This window comes from Mycolicibacterium arseniciresistens, from assembly GCF_030519285.1.
Taxonomy (GTDB): Bacteria; Actinomycetota; Actinomycetes; order Mycobacteriales; family Mycobacteriaceae; genus Mycobacterium; species Mycobacterium arseniciresistens.
On the sequence record NZ_JAUMSQ010000476.1, the window covers coordinates 1 to 968 of the forward strand.

The window sequence follows — 968 nt, forward strand, 5'->3', positions numbered from 1 at the left end:
GGAGTGCCGGCCGCCAAGCGCGGACGTGGGCTGGCCGCGGAGATCGCTCTGGCCCGCCGCGACTCCCCCAACCGTGGTGGCCGCCACCTCGGGTTCGCCCGCGCCCTGGTCTACGAGATGCCCTGCACGCTGCGGGCATTGGAGTGCGGGGCGCTCTCGGAGTGGCGGGCCACCCTCATCGTGCGGGAATCTGTCTGCCTGAGCATCACCGACCGCGCCACCCTCGACGCCGAACTGTGCAGTGACATGCGGCAGTTGGCCGGCAAAGGCGACAAGCGGATCGTCGCCGCGGCGAAGATGATCGCCTACCGGCTCGATCCGCAAGCGGTGGTCGACCGGGCCGCCAAGGCGGTGAATGAGCGCACCGTGACGATCCGCCCCGCCCCCGACACCATGACCTATGTGACCGCGCTGCTGCCCGTCGCCCAGGGAGTCGGTGTCTATGCGGCATTGAAAGGCGCCGCCGACACCACCGTCGACGGCCGCTCCCGCGGACAGGTGATGGCGGACACCCTCGTCGAACGCATCACGGGCACCCCCGCCGACGTCGCGGCGCCGGTCGCGGTCCAGCTGTTGATCACCGATCAGACCCTGCTCGGCGGTGATTCCGAACCCGCCGTGCTCAGCGGCCACGGGCCTATCCCCGCCGCAACCGCCCGACAGATGGTTCACGACGCCGTGCGCGACCAGCGATCGAAAGCCACGCTGCGCCGGCTGTACCGGCACCCGCGAAGCAATGCACTGGTGGCGATGGAATCGCGGTCACGCTGCTTCCCCAAAGCCTTGGCCACGTTCATCGACCTGCGCGACCAGACCTGCCGCACCCCGTACTGCGACGCCCCGATCCGCCACCACGACCACGCCCACCCCCACCACGACGGCGGACCCACCAGCGCGGTCAACGGCCTCGGCGAATGCGCCTACTGCAACTACACCAAAGAAGCCGACGGCTGGCAGGTCACCACAAC

General features: G+C 69.8%; 1 protein-coding gene. It reads left to right on the forward strand.

Annotated elements, in window-relative coordinates:
• Nucleotides 1-968 (forward strand): DUF222 domain-containing protein (locus Q2100_RS30675; RefSeq protein ID WP_302917048.1); only part of this gene is annotated, 968 nt, incomplete at both ends.